The sequence below is a fragment of the Streptomyces sp. NPDC088745 genome (assembly GCF_044751045.1).
Lineage (GTDB): Bacteria > Actinomycetota > Actinomycetes > Streptomycetales > Streptomycetaceae > Streptomyces > Streptomyces cremeus.
In genome coordinates this window covers 179,533-200,735 of record NZ_JBIVLB010000009.1, presented here as the reverse complement: position 1 = coordinate 200,735, position 21,203 = coordinate 179,533, and the positions used below count along the sequence as shown (strand labels likewise).

11 protein-coding genes are annotated in these 21,203 nt (G+C 74.0%); 9 read left to right on the top strand and 2 right to left on the bottom strand.

All coding sequences use genetic code 11. The features are described from left to right. Positions 1-77: 77 nt before the first annotated feature. From ACIP93_RS24145 to ACIP93_RS24115, 7 genes are read left to right on the top strand one after another with little or no spacing between them, the layout of a single operon-like run. On the top strand, positions 78-1,382 hold the full coding sequence (locus ACIP93_RS24145; protein WP_401761601.1) for a condensation domain-containing protein: 1,305 nt from the start codon (positions 78-80) through the stop codon (positions 1,380-1,382). Further along, entirely contained in the window at positions 1,372-7,962 is a 6,591-nt protein-coding gene (locus ACIP93_RS24140; RefSeq protein WP_401761599.1) for an amino acid adenylation domain-containing protein, read from the top strand. The genes ACIP93_RS24145 and ACIP93_RS24140 overlap by 11 nt, the downstream gene beginning before the upstream one ends. Further along, positions 7,959-13,361, top strand: coding sequence for an amino acid adenylation domain-containing protein (locus ACIP93_RS24135; RefSeq protein WP_401761597.1), 5,403 nt, complete (start codon positions 7,959-7,961; stop codon positions 13,359-13,361). The genes ACIP93_RS24140 and ACIP93_RS24135 overlap by 4 nt, the downstream gene beginning before the upstream one ends. Continuing rightward, on the top strand, positions 13,358-14,515 hold the full coding sequence (locus tag ACIP93_RS24130) for a saccharopine dehydrogenase NADP-binding domain-containing protein (RefSeq protein ID WP_401761596.1): 1,158 nt from the start codon (positions 13,358-13,360) through the stop codon (positions 14,513-14,515). Before ACIP93_RS24135 ends, ACIP93_RS24130 begins: the two co-directional genes overlap by 4 nt. Further along, positions 14,512-15,603: a Gfo/Idh/MocA family oxidoreductase gene (locus ACIP93_RS24125; protein ID WP_345226096.1), complete on the top strand. Its 1,092-nt coding sequence runs from the start codon at positions 14,512-14,514 to the stop codon at positions 15,601-15,603. The genes ACIP93_RS24130 and ACIP93_RS24125 overlap by 4 nt, the downstream gene beginning before the upstream one ends. Beyond that, entirely contained in the window at positions 15,600-16,376 is a 777-nt protein-coding gene (locus ACIP93_RS24120; protein ID WP_401761594.1) for a thioesterase II family protein, read from the top strand. Before ACIP93_RS24125 ends, ACIP93_RS24120 begins: the two co-directional genes overlap by 4 nt. Next, entirely contained in the window at positions 16,373-17,011 is a 639-nt protein-coding gene (locus ACIP93_RS24115) for an O-methyltransferase (RefSeq protein WP_345226092.1), read from the top strand. The genes ACIP93_RS24120 and ACIP93_RS24115 overlap by 4 nt, the downstream gene beginning before the upstream one ends. A 114-nt stretch (positions 17,012-17,125) precedes the next feature. Here ACIP93_RS24115 and ACIP93_RS24110 read toward each other — a convergent pair whose 3' ends face one another. Further along, positions 17,126-18,511 carry an FAD-binding oxidoreductase gene (locus ACIP93_RS24110; protein WP_401761592.1) on the bottom strand — a complete coding sequence of 462 codons (1,386 nt, stop codon included), beginning with the start codon at positions 18,509-18,511 and terminating at the stop codon, positions 17,126-17,128. 162 nt (positions 18,512-18,673) lie between these two features. Here ACIP93_RS24110 and ACIP93_RS24105 point away from each other — a divergent pair, with 162 nt between their 5' ends. Both ACIP93_RS24105 and ACIP93_RS24100 read left to right on the top strand, forming a co-directional pair. Then, positions 18,674-19,024, top strand: a complete 351-nt coding sequence (locus ACIP93_RS24105) for a VOC family protein (RefSeq protein WP_345226087.1) — start codon at positions 18,674-18,676, stop codon at positions 19,022-19,024. A 5-nt stretch (positions 19,025-19,029) separates the two neighbouring features. Beyond that, positions 19,030-20,178 carry a class I SAM-dependent methyltransferase gene (locus ACIP93_RS24100; RefSeq protein ID WP_401761590.1) on the top strand — a complete coding sequence of 383 codons (1,149 nt, stop codon included), beginning with the start codon at positions 19,030-19,032 and terminating at the stop codon, positions 20,176-20,178. A gap of 132 nt (positions 20,179-20,310) precedes the next feature. On the opposite strand, the gene ACIP93_RS24095 is transcribed toward ACIP93_RS24100, so the two are convergent. Then, on the bottom strand, positions 20,311-21,180 hold the full coding sequence (locus tag ACIP93_RS24095; protein ID WP_345226083.1) for an alpha/beta hydrolase: 870 nt from the start codon (positions 21,178-21,180) through the stop codon (positions 20,311-20,313). Positions 21,181-21,203: the final 23 nt, after the last annotated feature.

The window sequence follows — 21,203 nt, the reverse complement described above, 5'->3', positions numbered from 1 at the left end:
GAAAGGACCCTGACGGTCCTCTCAGGTTTCTTTCAGCGACGGCGGCGCGGGCGGCAGCCGTCGTTACGTTGCCGGACGTGACAGTCACCGAGATCCGCCCGTCCGTGGGCCAGACGCTGCTGTGGTTCCTCGACCGCTACCGGGGCGAGGAGGGCGCGCTCAACTGCCCGGTGCTGTGCAGGCTGCGCGGTCCGCTCGACCGCGGCCGGCTCCGGGAGGCCGTCGATACCGTGCTCGGCCGGCACGAGGCGCTGCGCACCACCTTCACCGGCGGCGGCCGCCGCCTCAAGGCACTCGTGCACCCGACGGCGACGGCGGAGATCCGCGAGGTCGACCTGACCGGCGACCCGGACCCCGGGGCGCGCGCCGACCGGGAGGTGGCCGCCGAGCTGGGCACCCGGATCGACGCCGGGGTGAACGCCGTCCGCGTCACCCTGTGGCGGCTCGCCGACGACCACCACGTGCTCTGCCTCAACATGCACCACATGGTCACCGACTCGTGGTCCTGCAACGTGATCTTCGAGGACCTGTGCGCCGCGCTGGAGGGGAAGGACTCGGGGGAGGCCACCGCGTACTCCCGGTTCGCCGAGGAGCAGCGCGAGACGCTGGCCGGGCCCTCGGGGAAGCGGCTGAGCGCCTTCTGGGGCGAGCGGCTGAAGGAGGTGACGCTGCCTCCGCTGCCGATCCGGCCCGCCACCGCGGGCGCGCCGCGCGACACCCGTCTCGTCCAGGACGTGCTGGACGCGCCGACGGTGGCCGCGCTGGACGCGCTGGCGAAGCGGGAGCGCTCCACGATGTTCGTGGCGCTGCTCACCGCGTACTACCGGGCGCTGAAGTCGGTCAGCGGCGCCGAGGACCTGGCGGTGGCCACGCTGTTCGCCAACCGCGGTGCCGAGCACCGGCGCACCGTGGGGTTCCTGGCCAACATGGTGCTGCTGCGGACCCGGCTGACGGGGGACGACTTCGCCGCGCACCTGCGGGCCACGCACAGCACGGTGATGGAGGCGTTCGTCCACCAGGCGCTGCCGTTCCAGATGCTGCCGATCAACCTGGGGGGCACCGACCGGCGGCTGGACGACGTGGTGTTCCAGATGATGGCGGACCCGGTGTACTCCACCCGGGCCGGCGGTCTCGACATCGACGTGCTGGTGCCGGACGACGTCGCGACCCGCTTCGAGCTGGAGCTGGTCGCCGTGCCGGACCGGGACACGGTGCGGGTGCTGCTGTTCTACAACCCCGACCGGTTCGAGCCGGAGTTCGCCGGGTCGCTGCTCGCTTCGTACGTCGACATCTGCACGACCGCCGCCCGCGGCGCGGCGCCCCACACCGACCAGGCCGGGGCCCGTCCCCTGCCGCGCACGGGAGGCCACGATGACCAGTGAGGTGACGGCGGGACGCGTGCTGTCCGCCGAGGAGATCCGCAGCGCCGTCGCCGAGCGGCTGGAACTGCCCGCCGCGGAGATCGGCTTCGAGGAGGACCTGGTCACCCTCGGCCTGGACTCCCTCGGGATGATGAACCTGGCGGCCTCCTGGCAGGAGGCCGGTGTGGAGGTGACGTTCGGCGACCTGGTGGAGGAACCCACCGTGCGCGCCTGGGCGGCGCTGCTGTCCGGCACCGACGACGGCGCCGGCCCGCGTCCGGAGGCCGGGCCGGAGGCGGCCGCCGAGGCGGAGGCGTTCCCGCTGGCCCCGATGCAGCACGCCTACTGGTCGGGCCGGCAGCCGGGGATGCCGCTGGGCTGCGGGTCGCACTTCTACTTCGAGTTCGAGGTCGTCGCCGACGTGGCGCGCTGGGACGGCGCGGTGGCCGCGCTGCGCCGCAGGCACCCGATGCTGCGGGCGGCGGTCGGCCCGGACGGCGAGCAGCGGATCCTGCCGGAGTGCCGGGGCCTGGACGAGGTCGTGGACCTGCGCGGCCCGGCCGAAGCGGAGCGCGGGCAGCGGCTCGCGGACCTGCGCGAGACCCTCTCCCACCAGACCCTGCCGGTCGGCGAGGGCCGCGGCCTGGACGTCCGGCTGGCGCTGCTGCCCGCCGGAAGGGGCAGGCTCTTCCTCGACATCGACATGCTCGTCTGCGACGCGTCCAGCTTCCGGATCGTCGTCGGCGACCTGGCCCGCCTGTACGAGGACCCGGGCGCCGCCCCCGCGCAGCCCGGCCTGACCTTCTCCCGCTACCGCCGGCTGGTCGACGAGGGCGGCCCGCGGCCCCGCCCGGCGGACCTGGCGTACTGGCAGGACCGCGTCGACGAGCTCCCCGAGGCGCCCCGGCTGCCGCTGGCCGCGCCGCCGGAGCGGATCGAGCGGGTGCGCACGGTGCGCCGGCACGCCTGGCTGGCCCCGGAGACGTACGAGAGGTTCGCCCAGCACGCGCGCAGCAACGGGCTGACCGTGTCGATGGCGGTCGCCGCCGCCTACGCGGACGTCCTGGCCGCGTGGAGCGAGGAGACGGACTTCCTGCTCAACCTGCCGGTGCTCAACCGGATTCCGGTGCACCCCGAAGTGGGCCGGGTCGTCGGCGACTTCACCGACCTCCTGCTGCTGCGGGTGGCGCCGGACGCGCGCCGCACCTTCGCGGAGCGTGCGCACGCGGTGCAGGAGCAGTACCGGCGGGACGCCGCGCACGCCGCTTACGGCGGCACGTCCGTCCTGCGCGACCTGGCCAGGACGCCCGCCGGGGCGAACCGGCGGGCGGGCGTGGTGTTCACGAGCGCGCTGAGCCTGGGCGAGCTGTTCGACGGGGCGACCCGCGCGGTGCTCGGCGCTCCGGTGTGGATGAGTTCGCAGACCTCGGGCGTGTGGATCGACCTCCAGCTGATCGAGCACGACGGCGGAATGCTGATCAACTGGGAGACCACGGAGAACCTGTTCGAGGACGGGGTCCCCGAGGCGATGTTCGAGGCCTTCGTCAACCGGGTGCGGCTGCTGGCCTCGCAGCCCAGCGCCTGGTGGGAGGCGTTGCCGGTGCGCCCGCCCGCACCGCAGCTCCAGGCCCGCCGCGCCGCCAACGCCACGCGTGCGGAGCTGCCGCGCCGGACGCTGCACGAGGAGTTCTTCCGGCGGGCGGCCGAGCGCGGCGGGGCTCCGGCGGCGCTCTGGGGCGAAGGAGAGGCCCTGACGTACGGCGAACTCGCCCGTCGGGCGCTGCGGTTGGCGCACGTCCTGCGCACCACGGGGGTCACCGCGGGCGACCGGGTCGTGATCACCCTGCCCAAGGGCGTCGAGCAGGTGGTGGCGGTGCTGGCGGTGCACGCGCTGGGCGCGGCGTACGTGCCGGTGGGCACCGAGCAGCCCGAGGCCAGGCGGCGCACCGTGGAGACGCTGTCGGGGGCGCGGTGCGCGGTGGTCCGCGACACCGGTGAGGGCCCGATTCCGTATGTGGACGTACGGTGCTGCACCGCTCCCGAGGTGCCGCTCCTGGAGCGGCCGGCGGACGTCTCGCCCGACGACCCGGCGTATGTGATCTTCACCTCCGGGTCGACCGGCGAGCCCAAGGGCGTGGAGCAGACGCACGCGGCGGCCCTCAACACCGTGGCCGCGCTGAACGCGCGCTACCGGGTGGGCCCCGGCGACCGCACCCTGTGCCTGTCGGCGCTCGACTTCGACCTCTCGGTGTACGACGTCTTCGGCCCGCTCACCTCCGGAGGCGCGCTGGTCCTGGTCGACGACGAGGAGCGGCGCTCCCCCGAGGTGTGGTTGCGCAGAGCGGCCCAGCACCGGGCGACTGTGCTGAACTGCGTGCCGGCGCTGCTCGACATGGCGCTGACCACCGCCGCCCAGCGGACCGGGCCGGACCGGTGGCCGTTCCGGCTGCAGCTCCTGGGCGGCGACTGGGCGGGGCTCGACCTGCCGGGCCGGGTGCACGCGCTGCGCCCGGACAGCGTGTTCGTGGTGCTGGGCGGGACGACGGAGACCGCGATCCACTCGACGGTCCAGGAGGTCGCGGAGGTGGATCCGGCCTGGCCCTCGATCCCGTACAACGTACCGCTGCCCAACCAGCTCTGCCGGGTCGTCGACGAGCACGGCCGGGACCGCCCGGACTGGGTGGCGGGCGAGCTGTGGATCGGCGGGGCCGGGGTGGCCCGGGGGTACGTGGGCGCGCCGGAGCTGACCGCCGCGAAGTTCGTGGCGGCGGACGGGGTGCGCTGGTACCGCACCGGCGACCGGGCCCGTTACCGGCCCGGGGCGGTGATCGAGTTCCTCGGCCGGGCGGACCTCCAGGTCAAGGTGAACGGCTACCGGATCGAACTGGGCGAGGTGGAACGGGCGCTGGCCCTGCACCCCGGGGTGCAGGGCGTGGTGGTGACACCGCTGGCCGGGCACGGCGGCGCGCTGTACGCGCTGCTCGCTCCGGACACCGTGGACACCGAGGAGGTGCTGGCGACCGCCGCCCGGCAGGTGCCCGCGTACATGGTGCCCGCGCGGGCGGTGGCCGTCGACGCCCTGCCGCTGAGCCGCAATGGCAAGGTGGACCGTGCGCGGGCGGGGCGGCTGCTGGCCGCCGCGTTGACCGCGCACAGGTCGGACGGCGCGGCGGACGCCCCCCGCGGCGGGGCGGAGGAGACGGTCGCGGCGCTGTGGGCGGAGCTGCTGGGGTCCGGGCCGCTCGGCCGGAACACCAACTTCTTCCACATCGGCGGCGACAGCCTCCAGGCCGCCCGTCTGCTGGCGGCGCTGCGCAGGCAGGGGTACGAGGCCAGGCTCGGCGACCTGTTCACCCGTCCCACGGTGGGCGGCTTCGCCGGGACGCTGACCCGCACCGGGGCGCGGGCCCCCGACACGGTCCCGGCCGACCCCGCCCGCCGGCACGAGCCGTTCCCGCTCACCGACGTGCAGCGCGCCTACTGGCTCGGCCGCGATCCCGACTTCGCGCTGGGCGGCGTGGCCTCGTACTGGTACTGGGAGTTCGCCGGCGACCGGGTCGACCTGGGCCGGCTGGAGGCCGCCTGGAACGCGCTGGTGCGGCGGCACGAGATGATGCGCGCCGTGCTCGACGGCGAGGGCGGCCAGCGCATCCTGCCCGAGGTGCCGCACTACCGCTTCGACGTCACCCGTACCACCGCGGCCGACCACGAGCAGGCGGTCGCCGCACTCGGGGACGCCATGGCCCAGCAGGTGCTGGACGTCACGTCCTGGCCGCTGTTCGACGTGCGCGCCGTGCAGCGGGAGGACGGGCGCACGGTGTTCGGGGTGGGCTTCGACTACGTGGTGCTCGACGCGCTGTCGATCATGACCATCTTCACCGAGCTGAACGCGCTGTACGCCGAACCGGACCTGCGCCTGCCGGAGCTGGAGCTGTCGTTCCGCGACTACCTGCTGACCCGGCGGACCGACCCGGCGGCGCGGGCGCGCGACGAGGCGTACTGGCTGAAGGCGATCGAGGAGCTGCCCGCGGCCCCGGCGCTGCCCACCGCCCTCGACCCGGAGCACATCGCCCGGCCGCGCTTCGTGCGGGAGGAGTTCGGCATCGACGCGGCGACCTGGGCGAAACTCCGCCGTCGTACCACCGACGAGGGACTGACCCCGTCGGCCGTGGTCGCGGCGGCCTTCGCCGAGGTGCTGGCGGCGTGGAGCGCGGAGACCTCGCTGACGCTCAACCTGACGGTCTTCGACCGGCAGGACGTGCACCCCCAGGTGAACCAGGTGGTCGGTGACTTCACCTCGCTGCTGCTGCTCGGACACCACAGCCGGCCCGACGGTTCCTGGACCGAGACCGTGCGCCGGTTGCAGGGGCAGATCTGGGAGGGCATCGAGCACCGCGACGTCTCCACCACCTGGGTGCTGCAGCAGCTGGCCCGGCGCACCGGGGGCGGGCAGATGCTGATGCCGGTGGTGTTCACCTCCACGCTCGGGGTGAGCGCGGACTTCAAGGACCTCACCTTCGGCTTCGGCGAACTGCGGCGCGGCCTCTCGCAGAGCCCGCAGGTCGCCCTGGACTGCCAGGTGGTGGAACGGGACGGCGGGCTCGCCGTCAACTGGGACCACGTCGAGGGCCTCTACAGCCCCGGGGTGGTCCCGGCGGCCCTGGAGGCGATGCGCCGGCTGCTGGTCGCGCTGGCCGACAGCGACTGGTCGCGGCCGGCCCCGCCGATCGCCCTGCCCGAGGGGCAGGCGCGGGTCCGTGCCGAGGCGAACGACACCGCCGCGCACCTCCCCGCCCGGACCCTGCACGCGCCGGTCTTCGAGGCCGCCCGGCGCACCCCGGACGCCGTCGCGGTGCGCACGGAGTCCGGCGCGGCGGTGACGTACGCCGAGCTGACCGGGCGCGCCCTCGCCGTGGCCGGGCACCTGGTGGCCCTCGGGGCACGGCCCGGCGAGACCGTCGTGGTGTCGCTGCCCAAGGGGCCCGCACAAGTGGACGCGGTTCTGGGAGTGCTGGCCGCGGGCTGTGCGTACGTGCCGGTCGGGGTCGGGCAGCCGGCCGCGCGCCGCAACCGGATCGTGCGGTCGGCGGGGGCGCGCCTGGCGCTGGTCGCGGACGCCGCCCCGGGCGGCGACTGGGACGAGGCGGTGCGCAGGGTGCCGGTCGCCGAGGCGTCGTCGGCCGCTCCCCTCGCGGAGCCCGTGCCGGTCGACCCCGGGCAGCTCGCGTACGTCATCTACACCTCGGGCTCCACCGGCGAGCCGAAGGGCGTGGAGATCACCCACGCGGCCGCCGCCAACACCGTCGACGACGTCAACTCCCGCTACGGCGTGGGGCCCGGCGACGTGGCCCTCCAGGTCTCGGCGCTCGACTTCGACCTGTCCGTCTACGACCTGTTCGGGCTGCTCGCGGCGGGCGGCACCGTGGTCACCCTCACCGAGGACGTCCGGCGCGAGGCCGCCGTCTGGGCGTCTCTCGCCGTCGAGCACGGGGTCACCGTCTGGAACACGGTGCCCACCCTGCTCGACATGCTGCTGGTGGCCTGCGAGTCGGGGCCGGGTCTGCCCGCGCTGCGGGTGGCGATCGTCTCCGGCGACTGGGTCGGACTGGACCTGTACGACCGGCTGCGGGCCTGCGCCCCGAACGCCCTGCTCGTCGCCATGGGCGGCGCCACCGAGGCCGCGATCTGGTCGAACGCCCACGACGTGACCGCCGTCGACCCCGCCTGGGTGTCGGTCCCGTACGGCAGGCCGCTGGCCAACCAGCGCTTCCGGGTGGTCGACCCGCACGGCCGCGACCGGCCCGACTTCGTGCCGGGCGAGCTGTGGATCGGGGGCGCGGGGGTCGCGCTCGGATACCGGGGGGACCCGGAGCGCACCGCCGCGTCCTTCGTGACGGCCGGGGGCGAGCGGTGGTACCGCACCGGCGACCTGGGCCGCTATCACCCCTCGGGGGTCCTGGAGTTCCTGGGCCGGCGCGACCACCAGGTGAAGGTGCGCGGGCACCGCATCGAACTCGGCGAGATCGAGACCCGGCTGCGCGAACTGCCCGCCGTGGCACGCGCGGTGGCGTGGGTGGACGGCAGCGCCGGGGTGCGCCGCCTGGCGGCGGTCGTCACCTGCGAGCCGGGCGCGGCCCCCGCGCCGGCCCCGGCGGACCTGCTGGCCGCACTGGCCGCGCACCTGCCCGCCCACATGATCCCCGAGCACCTCACCGTCGTCGACGCGCTGCCGCTGAACGCGAACGCCAAGGTGGACCGCGCCGCCGTCGCCGAGCTGTACGGGCTGCGCCACGCGACGGCGGAGCCACCGGCCGACGACCGGCCGCAGGGCGACACCGAGCACGCGGTGGCCGAGGTGTGGGCGGAGCTGCTGGACGCCCCCGGCGTCGGCCGCAGCGCCGACTTCTTCGGCCTGGGCGGCGACAGCCTCACCGCCACCCGCGTCGTCCAGCAGTTCGCCAAGCGCTTCGGCGTGGAGCTCTCGCTGCGCCAGCTCTTCAACCACCCGACCGTCGCCCGGATCTCCGCCGTCATCGACGCCGAGATCTCCGGCAGCCACCCGCACCACGCGTCCGCCCGACTGGAAGAAGGTGTCCTGTGACCGCCGCCGACATCATCAGCGAACTCGAACAGGCCGGACTGCACCTGTGGGAGGACGAGGGCAGGCTCCGCTTCCGGGGCCCGGAGGGGGCGATGACCCCGGAGCGCCGCGCCCTGCTCACCGGCAGCCGGGACGACGTACTGCGGGAACTGCGCGAGCGCGCCCCGCAGCGGGTGCAGCCCGACCCGGACGCCGCCCACGAGCCGTTCCCGCTCACCGAGGTCCAGTCCGCCTACCTGCTGGGCCGCCGGGGCGCCTTCGAGTACGGCTCGGTGCCCTGTCACGCGTACGGCGAGCTGGAGTTCCCGGCGCTCGACCGGGAGAGGCTGCTGCGGGCCTGGCAGCGGGTGGTGGACCGGCACGAGATGCTGCGCGTGGTCATCGACTACGACGGCTTCCAGCGGGTGCTGAAGGACCCGCCCGCCCCGGTCATCGGCTGGCACGACGCGGCCGGGCTGCCGCCGGCGGCGGGCGAGCAGACGCTGCGCGAGGTCCGCGGCAGGCTCTCCGCGGAGTCCAAGGACGTCACCGAGTGCCCGCTGTACTCGCTGGAGGTCACCGCGCTCGCCGACCGGGCCGTCCTGCACTTCTCCATCGACTTCCTGATCGCCGACTACGTCAGCATCTACCGGCTGCTGGACGAGTTCGGCACGTTCTACGAGGACCCCGACGCCGCCCTCAAGGCCCCCGGCATCTCCTTCCGCGACTACCTGCGGGCGGAGCGCGCGGTGCGCCAGGGGCCCGCGTACGAGCGCGACCGCGACTACTGGACGGCCCGCCTGGACAGCCTGCCGCCCGCCCCCGAGCTGCCGCTGGTCGAGAAGCCCAGCCGGCAGGGCGCGGCCGGTTTCACCCGCCGCGAGCTGCGTCTCGAGCCCGCCCTGTGGTCGGCGCTCAAGGCCCGTGCCGGGGAGCAGCGGATCTCGGCGTCGACGGCGGTGATGGCCGCGTACGCCGAGGTGATCGGCCGGTGGAGCCGCAGCCCCCGCTTCACCCTGGACGTGACGGTGCTCAGCAGGCTGCCGCTGCACCCGGACGTGGGCGAGATCGTCGGCGATTTCACCTCCGTGGAGCTGCTGGCGGTGGACGGCGGTTGCGCCGACACGTTCGCGGGGCGGGCCCGGCGGGCGGGCGAGCAGCTTTTCGAGGACCTCGACCATCGGCTGTTCTCCGGTGTGGAGGTGCTGCGCGAGCTGACCCGCCGCCGGGGGCAGCAGGGTTCGATGATGCCGGTGGTGTTCACCAGCGCCATCGGGCTGTCCGACGGGCTCGCCCCGCAGGGCATGATGCGCGCACAGATCAGCAACGGCATCAGCCAGACGCCGCAGGTGTGGGTGGACTGCCAGGCGATGGAGGCGGGCGGGGCGCTGCTCGTCAACTGGGACGTACGGGACGACACCGTGCCCCAGCCGGTGCTGGACGACATGTTCGCCGCGTTCGGCGACCTGCTGCACCGGCTCGCCGAGGGGGCCGGGGCGTGGGACGGCGACCCGCTCGCGCTTCCCGCGCACCAGGCCGAACGGCGTGCCGCGGCCAATGACACCGCCCGGCCGGTGAGTGACGCGCTGCTGCACCGGGCCCTGCTCGACCAGGCCTGGCGGCGTCCCGGGGCGACGGCGGTCGTCGACCACCGCGGGAGCGTGGACTACGCGACGCTCACCGCTCGCGCCGCCGCGGTCGCCGCCGCGCTCGTCGCCCGGGGCCACCGGCCGCACCAGCGGGTCGCGGTGGTGCTGGAGAAGGGCTGGGAGCAGATCGCCGGGGCGCTCGGGGTGCTGCTGGCCGGGGGCGTGTACGTCCCCGTCGAGGCGAGCCAGCCCGACGTCCGGCGCAACGGGATCCTCGCGTCGGCCGGGATCGGCCTGGTGCTCTCGCACAGCACCGCCGGTCTCGCGCTGCCCGACGGTGTCGAACGCGTCGACGTGGACCGGCTGGACGCGTCCGCAGCCGAGTTCACCGAGGTGCCGGCCGCTCCGGGCGACAGCGCGTACGTCATCTTCACGTCGGGCTCGACGGGTGAGCCCAAGGGCGTGGAGATCAGTCACCGGGCGGCGGTGAACACCCTGGACGACGTCTGCCGGAGGTTCGGCGTCGGCGAGGAGGACGTCGCGCTGGGTCTTTCGAGTCTGGGCTTCGACCTGTCGGTGTTCGACGTGTTCGGCGTCCTGGGGCGGGGCGGCACGCTGGTGCTGCCCGATCCGGAGCGGCGCAGCGACCCCTCGCACTGGGCGGAGCTGATCGCCGGGCACGGCGTGACCGTGCTCAACACGGTGCCCGCCCAGATGATGCTGCTCGAGGAGTACCTGCGCGGCGACGGCCGCGACTGCCCGAGCGTGCGGCTCGGCATGATGTCGGGCGACTGGATACCCGTGACGCTCCCCGACGCGGTGCGCCGGCGCCTCCCCCGGGTCGAGCTGTTCAGCCTGGGCGGGGCGACCGAGGCGGCGATCTGGTCGATCTTCCACCCGATCGGCGAGGTCGACACCGCCGCGCCCAGCATTCCGTACGGCACTCCGCTGGAGAACCAGCGCTTCCACGTGCTCGACGCGTTCCTGCGGCCCAGCCCCGACCTGGTGGTGGGCGACCTGTACATCGCCGGCACGGGTCTCGCGGAGGGTTATCTCGGCGACCCGGTGAAGACGGCGGCGAGCTTCTTCGCGCTGCCGGACGGTGAGCGGGTGTACCGGACCGGCGACCTGGCGCGCTATCTGCCCGGCGGCACCCTGGAGTTCATCGGCCGCGACGACCGGCAGGTCAAGATCCGCGGACACCGCGTCGAGCTCGCCGAGGTGGAATCGGCGCTGGCCGCCGACCCGCAGGTCGACGCGGTCGCGGTGACCACGCAGGGCGAGCGCAACGACCGCAGGCTGGTCGCCTTCGTCTCGCCCGCGCCCGCCGGTCCGGCCGCCCACGCCGTGGACCCGGGCCTCGTGCCGGAGGTGCTGGCCGCGGCCGACGAGATCCGCGAGGGGGTGGACGTCGGCAAGGTGGTGGAGTTCGCGGCCGTCCTCGACGACGCGGCGCTGCGCCGCATGGTCGACGTGCTGCGGCAGGAGGGCGTGTGGCCGGACGCGGCCGCCCGGCACACCACGTCCGAGATCATGCGGCTGGCGAGGGTGGCGTCCAAGCACGAGCGGCTGGTACGGCGCTGGCTGGCGGCCTGCGCGGAGAACGGCTACCTGGACCGGGCCGAGGACGGCGCGTACCGCTGCCTGCGGCTGGTGACCCCGCGGGACGTCGAGGAGGCGTGGGCCGAGGTGGACCGGCTGCTGCCGGAGGCCAACGACCGCCCGGAGCTGGTGGACTACTTCAAGCTCGCCGCCACCCACCTTCCCGAGCTGATGCGCGACGAGCGGGACCCGCTGCGGATGCTGTTCCCCGAGGGCGACCTCGGCATCCACGAGGCCGCCTACATGGAGGGTTTCCTCTCCCGCTACCTCAACCGGCTGGCCACCTCCACCGTGCTGGGCGTCGCCCGGCGCAACACCTCGGGCCGCCCGCTGCGGGTGCTGGAGGTCGGAGCGGGCGTCGGCGGCACCAGCGTCGACACCATTCCGGCGCTGGAGGGCGCGAACGTCCGCTACACGTTCAGCGACGTGTCGCAGTTCTTCCTCAACAAGGCGGGCGAGCGGTTCGCGGAGCACCCGTGGGTGGACTACGCGCTGTTCGACTTCAACGAGCCCTACCGCGAGCAGGGCGTCCGGCCGAACTCGGTGGACGTGATCCTGTGCGGCAACGTCATGCACTACGCGAAGGACGCCCGCGCGGTCCTGCGCCGGATGCGCGAGGCGCTGGTGCCCGGCGGGTGGCTGGTCTTCATCGAGACGACGCGTGACAACTACCAGATCCTGACCTCGATGGAGTTCCTCTTCGACGCGACCGCCGGGGACTTCCAGGACGTGCGCCACGGCAAGGACCAGACGTTCATCGGCCGCCACCAGTGGTACGACCTGCTGGAGGGGGCCGGGGCCGAACTGGAGCTGTGCGTGCCCGCGCCGGAGGACGAGCTGGCGCGCATCGGGATGCACGTCTTCGCGGCCCGCTTCAAGACCGACCGCGTGCCCCTGGACACCGAGGAGCTGACCCGGCGGCTCGGCGAGCGGCTCCCGGCGGAGATGATCCCGTCGCGCTTCGAGGTGCTGGACGGGCTGCCGCTGACCGGCAACGGCAAGGTCGACCGCGCCGTCCTCGCCGGGTGGGCCCAGGAGCACCGGGCGCCGGGTGCGGCGGCCGCCGCGGAGGGCTCGCGCGAGGCCGGCGAACTGGAGCTGGCGGTGGCCGCGGTGTACGCGGAGGTGCTGCGCGAGTCCGAGGTGCCGCTCGACACCAACTTCTACGCCCTGGGCGGGGATTCGCTGCTCGCGGCGCAGTTGGTGACGGCGCTGCGCGAGCAGGTGCCGGCCGCCGAGGAGGTCTTCTTCGACGAGCTGCTGCGGGAGTTGCTGGGCGGGGCGTCGGTGCGCGAGCTGTCCGCGTTCCTCCAGCAGGGGCAGGAGGTGTCCGAGGAGGCCGGGTCCGGTGAGGAGCTGGTGCTGGCCGGGGCCGCGGACGAGCTCGGCAACCCGGTGCACGTCCTGATCGGCGACGGGCTGGGCGGCCACGCGGAACGGCTCGCCGAGGGGCTGGGGACGCGTGACCCGGTCGTGGTGGTGCCGGCGGTGCGGGTGGCCGAGGGGCAGACCCTGGACGACGTGGCGCAGGAGATCGTGGCGCGGGTGCGGTCGTTGAGCCCGGGTCCGTTCCACCCGGTCGGCGCGCACAGCGGGGGCGTGCTGGCGCTCGCCGTCGCCCAGCAGCTGACCGAGCTGGGGGCGCCGGTGTGCGGGCTGACCGTGCTGAGCAGCTATCCGCTGCCCGCGACCGTCCGCGACGACGTCCTGGAAGAGGCGCTGCTGTGCCTGGACCGTGGTCAGGACCCGGCCGCCCTGGGCTACCCGGAGGTGCCCGCCCTCGGTGCGGCCCTGGCCGTGCTCGCCCCGGCCGGGGACGTCCCGCCGGGCGCACTGGCCGCTCTGGCGGACCGGAGCGAGCCGGAGCTGCGGGCGGCGGGCGAGCCGGCCGCGGTGCTCGGCGCGCTCCCCCGCCGGGACCGGATCGCCAAGCTGGCCGGGGCGCTGGGCCTCGGTGCCGACGAACTCGCCGAACGGCTCGTGCGGGGACGGGCCTTCGCCGCCTGTGTCGCGGCCCACGATCCCGGCGTCTACACCGGGGAGGCCCGGTTGCTGGTGCACGAGGACGAATCCCCGGTCTGGCCCGCCATGGCCGCCGACATGACGGCGCTGTGGGAGTCGGTCTGCGTGGGCGGACTGGTACGGCAGACCGTGCCGGGCGACCACTTCACCTGCCGCGAGCTGATCACCTCCGCCGTGATCGACCTGCCCGACGAGGAGAACGCGTGAGCGACCACAGCACCCCCTCGGACACGGCCCCGGCCCTCGCCGTCGTCGGCGCCTACGGCGCCGTCGGCGCCGCCGCCCTGCGGGTGATCGCCGAACGCCGGCCGGACACGGTGGTACGGCTCGGCGGGCGCGACCGCACGCAGGCCGAAGCCCTGCTGGCCAAGTCCGGGCTGCGCGGCGAGGCGGTCGAGGTGGACCTGTACGACGGGCGGTCGGCGGCCCGGTTCTGCCGCGGCGCCCGCGTCGTCCTCAACTGCGCGGGCCCCTCCTACCAGGTCCTCGACAAGGTGGCCTGGGCCGCCGCCGCGGCCGGCGCCGACTACGTCGACCCGGGCGGCGACGAACCCCTCCTGGAAGCCCTCACCCGCACCGGCACCTTCACCGGCACCGCCGTCATCACCGCGGGCATGCAGCCGGGACTCACCGGACTGCTCCCCCGCCACCTGTGCGCCACCCTCGACGACCCGCGGCGGCTCACCGCCTACGTGGGCACGATGGACCGGCTCACCCCGGCCGGCGCGGCCGACTACCTGCTCTCGCTGGGCGGCGCGTACGGCGAGGCCCGGGGCGCGATCCGCGGCGGCATCCGGGTGGAACGGGAGCTGGAGCCCCGTACCGGCGTGGAGCTGCCGTACGCGAACAACCGGGTGGACGTCTACCCCTACCTGAGCTTCGAGTCCGCACGGCTGCCCGAGCTCACCGGGCTGACCGAGATCGACTGGTACAACGTCTTCGACGGCGGCGCACACATGATGAACTGCCTCAGCAGGCTCCAGGGGGCCATGCGCGGCGAGTCCGATCTCACCGCGGCCGCCGAGGAACTCACCCGGGCCGCCGCCCTCGACCTGTTCGGCAGGGACCCCTTCCAGCTGATGCTGTTCGAGGTCACCGGCGCCGACGACGCCGGACGGCCCGCCACCCGCAGCCTGGCGCTGCGGGCCGGCGACACCTACGCCCTGACCGGGCTCGTCGGCGCGCTCGCCGTGCTGGCGGTGCTCGACGGCGCGGTGCCCCCCGGTGTGCACTTCGGCTCCGACGTGCTCGACGCCCAGAGCGTGCTCGCCGCGCTGCGGGCCGAGCCCGCGGTGGGGCTGCTGGAGGTCGTCGACCGGCCGATCCTGGCGGCCCGTGCCATGGAGGAGGGCGAACTGTGAGCCGCCCACGGACCCGGCCGCGCGTCCTGGTGGCCGGCACCGGTTTCGGCCGCGCCTACCTGGCGGCCTTCGAGCGGGCGGACTTCGGCTTCGAGCTGGCCGGCATCCTGGCGTCCGGGAGCGCCCGCAGCCGGGCCTGCGCCGCGCACTACGGCGTGCCGCTGTGGCACACGGTCGAGGAGGTCCCGGACGACGTCGACCTGGCGTGCGTGGTCGTCGGCGGAGTGATGAACGGCGGCCCGGGGCCCGAGCTGTCCCGGGCGCTGCTGCGGCGCGGCGTGCCGGTGCTCCAGGAACACCCCCTGCACCCGGACGAGTTGGTGGCGTGCCTGCGGGCCGCCACCGAGTCCGGGGCGGTCTTCCGGCTCAACACCCACTACCCGCACGTGGAGCCGGTGCGCCGCTTCATCACGGCCGCCCGCGCCCTGGTGGCCCGGCAGCGGCCGCTGTTCCTCGACGTGACCTGCGCGTTCCAGGTGCTCTACACGGTCTTCGACGTGCTGGGCCAGGCGCTGGGGTCGATCCGCCCGCACGGGATCGACGGGGTGCTCCCGGCGGCGGAGGGCGCACCGTACCGGAGCCTCACCGGCCGCTTCGCCGGCGTGCCGATGTCCTTCCGGCTCCAGAACGAACTGGTTCCCTCCGATCCCGACAACTACAGCCACCTCTTCCACCGCATCACCCTGGGCACGGACGGCGGGCACCTCACCCTGGTCAACACGCACGGCCCGGTGCAGTGGAGCACGCGCCCGCACATGCCCGGCGACATGAAGGACCTGGTGCGCTTCGGCGACTCGGCCGCCCCGCACCTCAAGGTGGCGAGCGTGGAGCACCTGGGCCCGGCCGGGGGCGCACCGTACGACGAGGTGCTGGGCGAGCTGTGGCCGCAGGCCACGGCCCGCGCCATCGCCGCGACCTGGGACGACGTCCGGGCGGGCGCCGACAGCCGGGGACACGTGCAGTACCACGTGGGCCTGGCGAAGCTGGGGATGCGGGTGGCCGAGGCCTGCGGGCCGGTACGGCTGCACCACCCGAAGGCGCCGCCCGAGCTCCTCGCCGCGGCCGACCTGTGGGAGGGCCCGGCATGAGCACCCTCGTCCCGAACCCGTGGCTGCGCGCCTACTTCCCCCGCCCCGACGCCGTCCGGCGGGTGGTGTTCTTCCCGCACGGCGGCGGTTCGGCGAGCTTCTACCGGCCGCTGGTGCGGGCACTGCCCGACGGGGTGGAGGGCATGGTGGTGCAGTACCCCGGCCGTGAGGACCGCATCGGCGAGCCCTGCTGCACCGACATGCCCGGCCTGGTGGAGCCGCTGGCCAAGGCGCTCACCCGGCTCGACGACAAACCGGTGTGGTTCTTCGGGCACAGCATGGGCGCCTCCGTCGCGCACGAGGTCACCCGCCTCCTGGGCGGGGCGGGCGAGAAGCTCCCGGAGCGGCTGGTCGTCTCCGGGCGTCCGGGACCGGCCCGGCAGAAACCCGACGACAAGCACCTGGACGACGACCGCCTGTGGGCCGACGTGTGCCGGCTCGGCGGGACCCACGCCCGGCTGCTCGAACTGCCGGGCATACGCGAGATGACCCTGCCGGTGCTGCGCGCCGACTACCGGCTCGTCGGCACCTACCGCCCACAGACCGCCCGGGACCTCTCCGTGCCGCTGAGCGTCTGCTACGGCACCGAGGACCCCGAGGTCGACGCGGACGACGCGGCGGCCTGGACGGCGGCCACCTCGGGGCGCACCGATGTGACCGCCTTCCCCGGCGGCCACTTCTATCTGCGCGGGCCGGCCCAGGCGGAGCTGACGCGGTGGCTGGCCGGGCGGCTGTCCGCCCCCACCGACCTTGCGGAAAGGAACCGAGGATGATCGTTCGCCCCGTCGTGGAGAAGTACGCCGAAGAGGTCTCCTCCGCCGCGCCGCCCTGGCTGGCCCCCCTGGTGGCCGACACGGAGGCCGCCACGGAGCTGCCGGCCATGATGGTGGGAAGCATGCAGGGCGAGTTCCTGGCCTCCCTGGTCTTCGCCCTGCGGCCCCGCCGCATCCTGGAGATCGGCACCTTCACCGGTTACTCGGCGCTCTGCATGGCCCAGACGATGCCCGGGGACGCCGAGCTGCACACCTGCGAACTGAGCCCGCTGCACGCCTCGATCGCCCGCAAGCACTTCGCGGCCTCGCCCTGGGCGGAGCGCATCACCCTGTGGGAGGGCCCGGCCCTGACCTCGGTGCGGGACCTGCCCGGCCCCTTCGACCTGGTCTTCGTCGACGCCGACAAGCCCGGCTATGTCGACTACTACGAGGCGGTACTGCCCAAGCTGGCCCCGCACGGGCTGATCCTGGCCGACAACGTGCTCCAGTTCGGCGGCGTCGCCAACGAGCGGGACCAGCAGCCCGACACCCTCGCCATGCGCGCGTTCAACGCCCATGTCGCCGCCGACCCGCGGGTGCGCCAGAGCGTGCTCACGGTCCGCGAGGGCGTGAGCGTCATCCGGCTGGCCGGCTGAGCGCACGCGGGACGGCGCCCGGACCACGGGGGTGGGGTCCGGGCGCCGTCGTCTGCGGGGCCCCGTTCTCAGGGGGATTCGGGGCCCGCCCGCGGTCCGCGGGCGGGCCCTTCGTCAGGTCCGGTCCGCGGGCTTGATGTTGTTGTTGGTGTGGAAGAAGTTCTGCGGGTCGTAGTCCGCCTTGATCCGGGTCAGCCGCTCGTAGTTGGAGCCGTAGGCGTCCTCGATGCGCTCCGCGGAGTCGGCGCCCAGGTGGTTCGCGTAGACCGCGCCCGTGGTGTACGGCAGCAGCTCGGCGTACACCTTCTCCGTCCACTCGACGGCCTCCTCGTCCTTGGCCGGGTCGGTCCAGGAGGTGAGGATGCTGGTCAGGTAGCCCTCGCGGTGCAGGAACGGAGTTTCCGACGCCGGTACGTTCGACATCACGCCGCCCATCAGGCCGCCGCCCACGAGGCTCCGCTCGGAGGGGGCGTTGACGAACCCGTCGGCGAGGATCTGGAGCGGTTCGTCGCGCAGCTCGGGCAGCAGGAACGAACGCGGGTAGTAGCGGTGGCCGGCGACGGTGTTCTCGTCGAGCATGCGCTGCACGGCCACGTACGGCATCGGGCCGCAGAAGTCGAGGAGCGCGCCGGTGCCCAGTCCGCGCATCTGCCCGATCAGGCTCTCGGTGGACTCGTCGGGGTCGGCGTGCACGAAGCCCAGGCCGATGGCCGGTGAGCCGTCCGGGGCGGTGAGGAAGGCGAAGGACGTGGTCAGCTCGTCGGGGGCGGTCCGGTTGAACTCGTCCAGCCGCCGGGCCACGTCGACCGTCTGGTCGATCGGGAAGGCCAGCAGGCCCGCCATGCAGTCGCCCTGCGGGTGCAGGTCGAACTCGAAGCGGGTGGCCACGCCGTAGTTGCCGCCGCCGCCGCGGATCGCCCAGAACAGGTCGGGGTGTTCGTCCTTGGTGGCGGTGACCAGCCGGCCGTCGGCGAGCACCAGGTCGGCGGAGATCAGGTTGTCCACGAGCAGGCCCCGGTAGCGTGCGAGCCAGCCGAGGCCGCCGCCGAGGGTGAGGCCGCCGATGCCGATGTACGACTCCTGGGAGCCGGTGACGGCCAGGCCGAAGCTGGTGGTCTCGGCGTCCACGTCGCCCTGCTCCAGGCCGGGCTGGACGACCAGGCGGCGCTTGGCCGGGTCGACGTGGATGCCGCGCAGCCGGGAGGTGTCGAGCAGCAGCCCGCCCTCGACGGTGCCGGTGCCGGCGAAGCAGTGGCCGCCGCCCTTGATCGCCAGCTCGATGTCGTTCTCGCGGGCGAAGTTGACGACCTTGACGACGTCGGAGGCGCCGTCGACCTGGACGATGGCACCGGGGCTCTTCTGGAAGTAGCCGTTCCAGATCTGCTTGCGCTCGTCGTAGTCGGCGTCCTGCGCGGTGATGGTCCGGCCCCTGATCGCCTCCCCCAGCTCCGCGAGCCTGGATTCCGGGATGGCCGTGCCGGTCGCGGTGACGAGTCCCACGTCAGTCCTCCTGAGGGGTTGGCTGGTTCGGCCGGCGCGCGCTGGCGCGCGGGGAGGCCCGTGCGGGGAGAACCTACGACCGGCGAAGGAGGCGCGACACGGCGGTGAAAGAGGGCGGAAAGGCCCCCCGGAGCGTGCGGCGCGCTGGCTACGCTGGCGCACATGTCTGCACTTCGCGCGATGCCGCTGCTCACGGTGACCGACCTCGACTCCGCCGTGGCGGCCCACACCCGGGTCACCGGAATGGAAGTGATCATGAATCACGGCTGGATCGCCACGCTCGCCCCGCCCACGGACCACTCCGTACAGGTCAGCCTGATCACCAAGGACCCCACCGGGCCGGTCAACCCGGCGGCCTCCATCGAGGTGCGGGACCTGGAGGCCGCGCTCGAGGAGGCCCGGGCGGCCGGGCTGGAGATCGTCTACGGCCCGGCGGACGAGGAGTGGGGCGTGCGGCGCTTCTTCTACCGGGACGGCGACGGCAACGTCGTCAACGTCCTCGCCCACCTCTGACCGCCGTGGCTCCCGCCCACCGGCAGTCCGCCGCATCGATACCCGTGCAGCGGGCGAGGCCCGCCGCTGCCGACTCCACGCAGGCGTTCTCCCTGCGCCTCTTCGGGGCGGGGCTCGCCTCGGCCGAGCTGATGACCTGCTTCCTCGGCCTGGAACTGGGGCTGTACGAGGCACTGCGCCGCACCGGCCCCGCCACCGCCGCCCAGGTGGCCGAGGCCGCGGACCTGGACTCCCGGATGGTCCGGGAGTGGCTGGAACAGCAGTCCTGTGCCGGGGTGCTGACCGTCGACGCACCCGAAAGGCCCCCGGAGGAGCGGCGGTTCACGCTGCCGTCCGCCCATGCGGAGGCGCTGCTCGACGCCGGCAGCCCGAACTGGATCGCCCCGCTGGTCGTGATGCCCATCGGCGGCATGGCGGCCGTGCTGCCGCAGTTGGTGGAGGCCTACCGGAACCGCCGGGGCCTTCCGTACGCGGCCTACGGCGAAGCCCTGCGCGGCGGTCAGGCCGGCCTGAACCGAGGGGTCTTCGAGCACCACCTGCCCGGCTGGATCAGTCGCCACCTGCCCGACGTCGACGCCCGCCTCCAGGTGCCGGGCAGCAGCATCGCCGACGTGGCGTGCGGCTCCGGGCTCTCCACGCTGGCGCTGGCCCGGATGTTCCCGGACGCCGAGGTGCACGGGCTCGACCTGGACGAGGCGTCGATCCGGGACGCCGAGGCGAACCTCGCCGCCACCGATCCGGCGGAGGGGCTGCGCGAGCGGGTCACCTTCCGGGCGGGCGACGCCGGTGAGGCCGGTGCGGCCGGGCACACGCTGGTCTGCGTGTTCGACGCCCTGCACGACATGTCCGCGCCGGTGGAGGTGCTGCGGGCCTGCCGGGGGCTGCTGGCTCCCGGGGGCGCGGTGCTGTTGATGGAGCCGTCGGTCGGCGAGCGGTTCACCCCGGCCGCGCCGGACAGCGAGCGCTTCCACTACGCGGTGAGCGTGCTGCACTGCCTCCCGGTCGGGATGAGCCGGACGCCGACCGCGGCCACGGGCACGGTGATGCGCCCGGACACCGTGCGCGCGTACGCCGCGGAGGCGGGCCTGGACACCCGGGTGATCGACGTGGGCCACCCGTTCCACCGGCTGTACCGGCTCACGGCCCGCCCGTGACCCGCCGTACGGGCAACGGCGCTAGCCCCTCCGCGGCACGCCGTACGACAACGGCTCCCGGCCTCTGCGCGAGGCCGGGAGCCGTTGTGGTGGCGCCGTTGCCGTGGCGGCGTTGTCGTGGCGCCGACGGCGTCAGCCGTCCTCGCCGCCGGCCTCGGCGAGCCGGCGCGAGCCGCGCGGGGTGCCGACCTTGCCGGAGCGCAGGTAGTCGGCCACCAGCGCGTTGACCTCGGTGGGCTTCTCCAGCAGGGAGGCGTGCCCGCAGTTGCGGATCTCGGTGTACTCGGCGGTGGGGATCAGGTCCGCCAGCTCCCGTGAGAGGTGGCGGGGAGCGACGATGTCGTGCTCCATGCCGACCACGAGCAGCGGCACCCGGACCGCCTTCACCTCCTCGTCGCTGGGCCGGAAGTTGGTGGACGCCTCGGCGTGCCCGATGGCGCCGTGCCCGCCGGACTCGGCCAGGCCCGCGAGCCCCTCCAGGTAGGGGGCGATGAACTGGTCGCGGTTGAGTGCGCGCGGCCCGAACAGGTACATCGCCCGGAAGGCCCCCTCCAGCAGGGCCGGCACCTTGTGGCCGTTCTTGAGCCGGTCCACCGCCTCGGCCTGGATGGCCCGTTGCAGCGCGCCGGGCTTCCACGGAACTCCGATGAGGGCGGCGCGCTCGATGAGGTCGGGGCGCTTCATCGCCAGCTCCAGGAGGATCATCGCGCCCACCGAGTAGCCGATGTACGTGCAGGGGCCCAGCTCCAGCGCCTCGTTGAGGGCGGCCAGGTCCTGCCCGAGCAGTTCCACGGTGTACGGCGGCGGGGTCTCCTCGGACGGGAGCACCCCGCGCAGGTCGAAGGTGACGACCCGGTATCCGGCCTTGGTCAGCTGCGGCACCTGCATGGTCTCGAAGAGGGAGGCCTGGTGCTGGCCGGGCACGAGCACGACGACGGGGCCGTCCTCGGGGCCGAAGACGTCGTAGCTGAGCGTGACGTTGGTGGGCAGGGTGACTTTCATGGTGTTTCCCTTCAGTAGCCGGT